Genomic DNA, 8,784 nt, shown 5'->3' with positions numbered 1-8,784 from the left:
CCCCATGCCGTGCCCGGGACGCACGCCGGTGCGTCGCCCCTGTCTCCCCCCATGCCGTGCCCGGGACGCGCGCCGGTGCGTCGCCCCTGTCTCCCCCCATGCCGTGCCCGGGACGCGCGCCGGTGCGTCGCCCCTGTCTCCCCCACGCCGTGCCCGGCCGCCGCGTCCTCCCCCGGCGCGGCGGACCGGCGCGGCCTGCTCGCCGACGTCTCGGGCTGTCGCACCCGGACGTGGCACCGCCGCGCAGGAGCCTCCAGGGGCACCGGGCGGCGGACGGGTGCCGCTGTGGCCGGATCATCCGTGCACCGCCGTCACCCGCCGCCGTGCACTGTTTCGGCCCGCGTTCGGCCGGGGGCGCCGGGTGCTGCCGTGCCTGCATCGCCCGCGCGTCGCCGCCACCCCGCCGTCCACCGTTCCGCCCCGCCCGGCCTGGCGGGCGGGGCGGGTGCTGCCGTCGGCCTATCCCGCCCGCCAGTACCCCAGCGCGTGCACGCGCTGCTTGGGGACGGCCAGTTCCTTGCGTACGAAGCCCGACAGCGCTCGCGTCGTCGCCGTGTCGCAGGCGATCCAGACGTACGGGTCGGGGGTGGCGCGCAGCAGGCCGGGCAGCTCGGAGCGGACCCGTTCCACCAGGTGCGCACCGGAGTCGCGGCGCGGCACCTCGCGGATCTGGTGCCGGTCCGGGGTGTCCCGGTGGGGCAGGCCGTCGAGCGTGCCCTCGAACCAGATGGTCGCCGGGGCGGAACCCAGCGCGTCCAGCAGCGAGTTGATCGCAGGGAGGGACGCCGGGTCGCCGACCGCGAAGACGTGGGAGGGAGCGGGGTCCGGGTGGGCGAAACCGGTGCCCTGCACGGTCGCCTCGATGGTGTCCCCGGGCTTCGCCGCCCTCGCCCAGTCGCTCGCGCACCCCTCGTGCAGCGCGAACTCCAGCGCGAACGTGCCGGCTTCGGGATCGGGGTCGACCAGGGTGTACGCCCGCTGGTGCGGCCTGCCCGCGTTGTCGAACCAGAGCCGCACCCACATCGTCGGGTGCACCCCCGTCGCCGTCAGCATCCCGCCGTCGGTGAAGCGCACCCGCCGGTAGTCGGCGGTGACGTCCTCCGCGTCCGTCACGGTGAACTCGTAGTCCTTCGCGCGCAGCAGTTTGAGGACCGCGCCCTCCCAACCCCGCCCCTGCCCCATCGCTCGTTCACCTTTCACGTACCATTCCGCCACGGACTTACTTAGGCGAGCCTAACCTAAAGAGGAATGAGGGCACAGTGACCGGCGAGATCTTCCGGGACGCCTGGGGCGTCCCGCATCTGCGCGCGGGCAGCGCTGCCGAACTCGCCCGTGTCCAGGGCCGGGTCACCGCCCTCGACCGGGCCTGGCAACTGGAGGTCGAACGCCACCGCGCCCAGGGCACCTCGGCCTCCTTCCTCGGCCTCGGGGCACTGTCCTGGGACCGCTTCGCCCGCCGCGCCCGCCTCGCCGACACGGCCCGCCGCTGCTTCGCCGCGCTGGAGCGCCAGGACCCCGAGACGGCGCAGTGGATACGGGCATACGTGACCGGCGTCAACGAGCGGCTGGGTTCCACCACCGCCCCCGAGTTCGCCCGCGCGGGCCTTCAGCCCGGCCGCTGGGAGCCCTGGACGCCGCTGGCGGTCTGGCTCTCCACCCACATCCTCTTCGCCGGCTTCCCCGCCAAGCTCTGGCGCGACCGGGTCGCCGCCCACCTCGGCGCGGACGCCGTCGGACTGTTCGCCACCGACGGCCCCGGCACCTCCGGCAGCAACGGCTGGCTCGTCGCCGGCGAGCGCACGGTCACCGGGCAGGCGATCATCGCCGGAGACCCGCACCGCTTCATCGAGGACCCGGGCGTCTACCAGCAGATCCGCCTGTCCTGCCCGGAGTTCGACGTCGTCGGCCTCGCCGTGCCCGGCATCCCGGGCATCGCCCACTTCGGCCACACCGGCACCGTCGCCTGGGCCATCACCAACGCCATGGCCGACTACCAGGACCTCTATCGGGAGCGCTTGCGCCGCACGGGCGCCGGCGTGGAGGCACTCGGCCCCGACGGCGTCTGGCGCCGCGCCGCCCGGCACACCGAGACCATCGAGGTCGCCGGGGAGGAACCGGTCGAGGTGGAAGTCGTCGAGACCGACCGCGGCCCGGTCGTCATCGGCGGACCCGAGGGCCTCGAGGGCGGCGTGACCGAGCCCGGCGCCCACCCCGTGGCCATCGCCCTGCGCTACCCGCCCCGTGTCACCGGAGACCTCGGCTTCGCCGCCCTGCTGCCGCTGCTGCGGGCCCGTCGGGTCGCCGACGTGGACCGTGCCGCCGACCTGTGGGCCGAGCCGGTCAACGTGATCCAGGCGGCCGACACCGAGGGCGGCACCCTGCACCGCGTGGCCGGCCGGGTGCCGTTGCGGGCCGCGGCCAACGGGATCCGTACCGTGCCCGCCTGGGAGCCCGGTCACGCATGGCGGGGGTGGCAGGAGTCACCGCGCGGCGGGCTGACCGGCGGTGTCGCCGTGATGGCGAACCAGCGCGGGCTCGCGGCCCCGCTCGGCGTGGAGTTCGCGCCGCCGCACCGTGCCGACCGCATCTCCGCACTGCTCGCCGCGAAGGACCGCTGGTCCGCCGCCGACATGCCCGCCATCCACACCGACACCCACCTCGCCTCCGCCGCCCCCCTCCTGGACCGCCTCGCCGCCCTCGACGGCCTGAGCGCCCCGGCCGCCGCCCTGCGCGACCGGCTCCTGCGCTGGGACCGCCGCATGGACGCCGACAGTGCCGACGCGGCCGTCTTCGCGGCGGTGCGCGGGGCGGCGGTACGGCACCTCGCGGCCCATCCCGCGTTCGCCGCGCTGGCCGCCCCACCGGCGTACCCGGAGGTCTTCCTGCCCTGGCTCGCCCTGGTCCCGAGGATCGGGTTCGCCCTCGAACACCTCCTCACTGCCGATGAGTTGTACGGCATCGACCGCCCGGGGGCGCTCCGCGCGGCGCTGGAGGAGGTGGCAGCCGAGCCACCCGCCGGCACCTGGGGCGACACCCACCGCCTGGCACCCTGGCGGGCACTGCCCCCCGAGCCGCCGTACGAGGAACCCGGGCTGTCCGGCGACCACGACTGCGTGCTGTGCACCTCTCCCGTGCCCGGCCTGACCGACCTCGCCGCGCGCGGCCCGGCCGCCCGCTACGTCTGGGACCTGGCCCGCCGCGAGGACAGCCGCTGGGTGGTCCCGCTGGGCGCCTGCGGTGTCCCCGGATCCCCGCACCACCGTGACCAGCTCCCCCTGTGGCTCGCCGGGGAGCTCGCCCCGGTCGTCACCGACTGGGACCGCCTTCACAAGGAGACCGACGTCTGATGCCCGCTCCGCACGCCGACCCGCACCCCGACCCGTACGCCTCCCGCACGGCCGTCCACGAGCAGGTGGTCGACGGCCTGGGCACCGTGCGGGTCCTGCCCCTGGACCCGGCGGCCGACGCCCCGCTGCTGCACCGCTGGGTGAGCGAGGAGCGCGCCGTCTTCTGGGGCATGAACGGCCTCACCGAGCAGCAGGTGACCGACATCTACGCCCACATGGACACCCTCGACACCCACCACGCGTTCCTCGTCGTCCGGGACGGCACACCCGCCGCGCTGCTCCAGACGTACGAACCGGCGGCCGACCGGGTGGGCGAGTGCTACCCCGTCGAACCCGGCGACATCGGCGTCCACCTGCTGCTCGCCCCCGCCGGTGACGGCGGCGCACGGCACGGCTGGACGGCCGGGCTGGTGACCGCCGTGACCACGTACGTGCTGGTGGGCCTCGACCGCACACGGGTGGTGGTCGACCCGGACGTGGCCAACGAGAAGGCGATCGCCCGCTTCGTGAGGCAGGGCTTCACGGCCGGACCGCGGGTCGTCCTGCCGGAGATCGACCTGCCGGACGTCTACCTGCCGGAGAAGAGGGCCCAACTCGCGTTCCTCGCCCGCGAGGTAGCCTTCGGCGGGTGACCCCGGACCAGCTGATCGCCCACTACGGACTGGAACCGATCCCGCGCGAGGGCGGGCGGTTCCGGCGGACCTGGGCCGGCCCCGAGCGGGCGGACGGCCGGCCCGCCGGCACCGCCATCGTCGCCCTGCTCACCTCCGCACCGGACGACTTCTCCGCGCTGCACCGCCTGCCCGCCGACGAGATCTGGCACTTCTACCTCGGCGACCCGCTCGAGCTGCTCCTCCTCGCCCCCGACGGCGGCACCCGCACGGTGGTGCTGGGCCCCGACCTGCTCGGCGGCCAGCACGTCCAGCTCACCGTCCCCGCCGGGACCTGGATGGGCGCGCGGGTGGCCGCGGGCGGTGCGTGGACCCTCTTCGGCTGCACGATGGCTCCCGGCTTCACCTACGAGGACTACGAGCACGGGGACGCGGCCGAGCTGACGGCGCGCTATCCGGACCGGGCGGCGCGGATCGTGGAACTGTGCCGCCCATGAGCGCGCGGAAACTGCTGGACGGTCAGGTCGCCCTGGTCACGGGCGCGGGCGGCGGGATCGGCCGGGGCATCGCACTGCGGTTCGCCGAGGAGGGGGCGGCGGTCGCGCTGCACTGCCGCACCGCGGTGCGTTCCGCGCGCGACGTCGCCGACCGCGTCCAGGAGTCGGGCGGCCGGGCGGTCGTCCTGCGGGCCGACCTGACCGACGAGGAGGCCTGCCGCCGGCTGGTGCGCGAGGCCGCGGCGTGGGGCGGCGGCCGGCTGACCGCGCTGGTCAACAACGCGGGCGTGCAGCCGGTGCGGGACCTCGCCGGGATGACGGCGGCCGAGTGGCGCGAGGTCGTGGACACCAACGTCACCAGCGTCTTCGCCTGTACCCAGGCCGCGGCGGAACTCATGCGGGAGCGGGGCGGCGGCTCCGTCACCCACATCGCCTCCGTCGAGGCGCAGCACCCGGCCCCGGGCCACGCCCCCTACTGCGCCTCCAAGGCGGCGGTGGTGATGCACGCCCGCTCGGCCGCCCTGGAGTACGGCCCGTGGGGCGTGCGCGTCAACACCGTCTCGCCCGGCCTGATCGAGCGTGAGGGCCTGGCCGACGCCTGGCCGGAAGGTGTGCACCGCTGGCGTCGGGCGACCGCCGTGGGCCGCCTCGGCCGCCCGGAGGACGTCGGCGACGCGTGCGTCTTCCTGGCCTCGGACCTCGCGTCCTGGATCACGGGCCACGACCTCCTGGTCGACGGAGGGGCGTCGGCGCGGCCCACGTGGTGAACGCTTGTGCTGAACGCCCGTGGTGAACGCCCGTGGTGAACGGAGAGGCGTCGCGCGGTGAATCGAGGGGGCGCGCGGCCCACGGGATGGGCGTACGGCTGAGCAGAGCCGGCCCCGCGTGCGTACGTAACCCGGAGCCGGATGTCCGAAGGCGGGGAACGACGTGGAACGACGGCGCGACGAGGCGGCGGCCGAGCGAGGGGGCGGACCCGTGGCCGACGCGAGGGCTTCCGCCGGCGGAGCCGGCGGCCGGGGCCGGAACCGGGATGCCCTGGGTGCCCGGACCCGCGGGGGCGAGTCGCCCGCCGCAGGGAGGCCGGTCCCCGTGTGGGGCGCGTCCCGCCTCACCGACGCGGGTGGGGTCGCAGACGCGGGTGCGCTCGCCGACACGGGGCCGCTCGCCCACGCGGGTTCGACCGACGGAGCCGTCGGTGGCCGCCGCGGACCGCGTACCGCCCGTGCGGCCGGCTGCCGGGGCATGTGTGCCGGTCGTACGGCCGGCTGCCGGGGCACGTGCGCCGCTCGTGCCGTCGGCGGCCACGGGCCCCGTGCCGCCCGCTCCTCGGGCCGCCGAACCCCCGACGCGGCACCGCGTCCCGCCCCAACCCGCCTTCTTCGGCGGCTCCTGCTGCTGGGCACGACGCTGATCCTGCTCCTCCTCGGCAGCGCCGCACCGGCCACCGCCCACGCGGCCCTGCGCGGCACCGATCCGGAGGACGGCAGTGTCGTGGCGTCCGCGCCCCGCCACCTCACCCTGACCTTCACGGAGTCCGTCGGACTGCTCGAGGACTCCTTCCGGGTCTACGACCCCACCAACCACCGCGTGCCCCTGGACGAGCCGCAGCACGCGGACGGCAGGTCCGACACCGCCCGGGTCGCCCTTCCCGCCGGGCTCGGCAAGGGCACGTACACGGTCGCCTGGCGGGTGGTCTCCTCGGACAGCCACCCGGTCTCCGGCGCCTTCACCTTCTCCGTCGGTGCCCCCTCGCCCACCGCCCCCGCCGTGCCCGAGGCCCGGGACGAGCACCCGCTCACCGCGAGCCTGCACGACATCGCCCGCCACCTGTCGTACATCGCGGCGGCGCTGCTCATCGGCACGGCGGCGTTCGCGGCCCTGTGCCGCCCACCGGACACCACCCCGCTCCGGACACCGCTGCTCACCGGTTGGTGGGCATTGCTGGTGGCCACGCTCGTCCTCCTCGCCCTGCGTGCCCCCTACGAGTCGGGCACCTCCCCCGCGACCGCCCTGGACCTCTCGGGGTTCGCCCGCACCCTGACCGGCCGCCCCGGGCTGGCCCTCCTCGCCCGGCTCGCGCTCCTCCTGGTGACGGCGACGCTCCTCCCGCGTCTCCTCCGGCGTGAAGCCCTGGACCGCAGGCCCGGCGCCCACCTGGCCGCGGGTGCCGCCCTCTCCGTCGCCCTGGCCCTGACCTGGGCCGCGGCCGAGCACGCGTCCGCCGGCATCCAGGTCCCGGCGGCGATGACGTCGTCCGTTCTGCACCTGCTGGCCACGGCCTGCTGGCTCGGCGGCCTCGCGGCCCTGCTGCTCACCCTGCACCGCGCCAAGACCCCGCCCCCGCCCGCGACGGTCAACCGCTTCTCCCGCCTGGCCCTCGCCTCGGTGACCGTCCTCGCCGTCACCGGCGTCTACCAGTCCTGGCGCGGTCTCGGCTCCTGGGAGGCGCTCACGGAGACGTCGTACGGCAGGACCCTGACCGTCAAACTCCTCGCGGTGGCCGCACTGTTGCTGGCGGCGGCCTTCTCCCGCGGGTGGACGACCCGCCTGGCCACGGCGAAGGCACCGGAGACGGTACCGGAGGTCGTACCGGACGCGGTGCCGGAGCGGGTCCCGGAACGCGTGGGAGCACCCGCAACCCAGAACCAGGACCCGGGCCCGAACCCGGACCCCAGCCCGGGCTCCAACCCGAACCCGACCCCGGACTCGAACCCGGACCCCGACCCGGACGCGGATCCCGCGTTCCCCGCTGACGGACCCCACCCCGCACCGCCGGAAGCGCCCCACCCGGCGGACCGCTACCGCCGTGCCCTCCGCGCGTCCGTCCTGGCCGAAGTGACCATCGGCATCCTGGTGTTGCTGGTGACCACCGTGCTGACCGGCACCGTCCCGGCCCGCGCCCAGGCGGACGCGGCCCGGACACCCCAGGTGGCCGGACTGCCCGGCGCGTCCGTCGCCACGATCCCCTTCGACGTGGGCACGCCCGGCGGCCGGGGCAGGGTGCAGATCACGCTGGACCCCGGGCGCGTCGGCGAGAACGGTGTCCAGGCGGTGGTCTTCGGAGCCGACGGAGGACTGGTCGCCGTACCGGAACTGCGCCTCACCTTCACCCTCACGGCGAAGGACGTCGGCCCCATCGACGCCGAGCTGACCGACCGGGGCGGCTACTGGGCCACCAGCGACCTCACCCTCCCCCTGGAGGGCTCCTGGACGATGAAGGCGACCGTCAGGCTGTCCGACCTGGACCAGGTGACCGAGTCGCGCCGGATACGCGTCGCCCGCTGACGGCACTGCCGTCCAGCAGCCGGCTCATCCGCTCGGCGGCCCGCACGGCGGCGTCCCCGCAGCAGTTGTTGAACAGCACGTGCACCTGCTCCACACGCTCGGCCAGCGCACGCAACCGGGGCACCCACTCGGCGAGTTCGTCCTCGCCGTAGGCGTAGCGGAACCGGTCCTCCTTGCTCCCCGTCCCCCAGGCGGCACTGCGCCCGTGGAACCGCACCACGGACAGCCGGGAGGAGGTGACGGGCGTGACCGGCGGAATGGAGGACGGCAGCGTCTGCACCATGTCCACAGCGACGGCGGCCGTACCGCAGCGCGCGAGCAGGGCCCGCGTGGCCTCGCGGCGCCCTTCCTCCCACCACGAGGGATGCCGGAACTCCACGGCGAGCGGCCAGCCCCGCGCCCGCGCGGCACACTCCTCCACGAACCGTTCGCCGCGTGCGCCCGCCCCCAACCACGGCGGGAACTGGAACAGCACGCTCCCGAGCCGCCCGCTGCGCCGCAACGGCCCGATCCCCTCCGCGAACCGCGCCCACACCTCGTCCAGCACCCCGGGGTCCCCCGCATCGGCGGGCAACCCGGGCGGCATCACGGCACCGCGCGTGGGATGCCCGGTCAGCAGGGAGAAGGCCTTCACGTCGAACACGAACCCGTCCGGCGTCCGCTCCACCCACAACCGGCTGTTCCGCTCGGACGGCAGCGCGTAGTACGACGCGTCCACCTCCACCACCGGAAACCGCCCGGCGTAGTACCGCAACCGCCCCTCGGCGTCCCGCGCCCCCACCGGATACCAACCACTGCCCACCAGAGCCCGATCGGTCCACGAACACGTGCCCACGAGGATGTCGCCCATGGCCGTGCGGTTACCCGGGACGCCCGTCCCCAGACGATGCCGACGCGTCAGGCGGCCCCGCCCGCCCTGGTCGCCGGGACCGTTCGCGCGGTCACGAGAAGGGCCGGCCCCGGCCGGCCCGACGACCTGCCCCTGGGCCTGGTGCTCCTGGCCCCGGGTGCATTGACGACCAGTCAGGTCACGCCGCTCAC

The 8,784-nt window shown here is 75.5% G+C and carries 7 protein-coding genes; 5 read left to right on the top strand and 2 right to left on the bottom strand.

What is annotated here, in order from left to right; translation table 11 throughout:
- Positions 1-459: 459 nt before the first annotated feature.
- Positions 460-1,182, bottom strand: coding sequence for a siderophore-interacting protein (locus tag ACFYOV_RS05130; RefSeq protein WP_389082973.1), 723 nt, complete (start codon positions 1,180-1,182; stop codon positions 460-462).
- 77 nt (positions 1,183-1,259) lie between these two features.
- On the opposite strand from ACFYOV_RS05130, the gene ACFYOV_RS05125 reads away from it, so the two are divergent.
- The 5 genes from ACFYOV_RS05125 (at position 1,260) to ACFYOV_RS05105 (ending at position 7,743) form a co-directional block, all read left to right on the top strand.
- Positions 1,260-3,347 carry a penicillin acylase family protein gene (locus tag ACFYOV_RS05125; RefSeq protein WP_389082971.1) on the top strand — a complete coding sequence of 696 codons (2,088 nt, stop codon included), beginning with the start codon at positions 1,260-1,262 and terminating at the stop codon, positions 3,345-3,347.
- Entirely contained in the window at positions 3,347-3,979 is a 633-nt protein-coding gene (locus ACFYOV_RS05120) for a GNAT family N-acetyltransferase (protein ID WP_389082969.1), read from the top strand. Before ACFYOV_RS05125 ends, ACFYOV_RS05120 begins: the two co-directional genes overlap by 1 nt.
- Positions 3,976-4,455 carry a cupin domain-containing protein gene (locus ACFYOV_RS05115; protein ID WP_389082966.1) on the top strand — a complete coding sequence of 160 codons (480 nt, stop codon included), beginning with the start codon at positions 3,976-3,978 and terminating at the stop codon, positions 4,453-4,455. Before ACFYOV_RS05120 ends, ACFYOV_RS05115 begins: the two co-directional genes overlap by 4 nt.
- Complete coding sequence (locus ACFYOV_RS05110; RefSeq protein ID WP_389082964.1) at positions 4,452-5,222, top strand: SDR family NAD(P)-dependent oxidoreductase; 771 nt, start codon at positions 4,452-4,454, stop codon at positions 5,220-5,222. The genes ACFYOV_RS05115 and ACFYOV_RS05110 overlap by 4 nt, the downstream gene beginning before the upstream one ends.
- 625 nt (positions 5,223-5,847) lie before the next feature.
- The gene (locus ACFYOV_RS05105; protein ID WP_389084054.1) at positions 5,848-7,743 is read left to right on the top strand and encodes a copper resistance CopC/CopD family protein; all 1,896 of its coding nucleotides are present in this window, start codon (positions 5,848-5,850) and stop codon (positions 7,741-7,743) included.
- Here ACFYOV_RS05105 and ACFYOV_RS05100 read toward each other — a convergent pair.
- The gene (locus ACFYOV_RS05100; protein WP_389082962.1) at positions 7,685-8,593 is read right to left on the bottom strand and encodes a DUF72 domain-containing protein; all 909 of its coding nucleotides are present in this window, start codon (positions 8,591-8,593) and stop codon (positions 7,685-7,687) included. The genes ACFYOV_RS05105 and ACFYOV_RS05100 overlap by 59 nt on opposite strands.
- Positions 8,594-8,784 lie beyond the last annotated feature (191 nt).

It is taken from the genome of Streptomyces sp. NPDC005931, from assembly GCF_042871235.1.
Lineage (GTDB): Bacteria > Actinomycetota > Actinomycetes > Streptomycetales > Streptomycetaceae > Streptomyces.
This window is presented reverse-complemented; position numbering and strand designations above follow the sequence as displayed.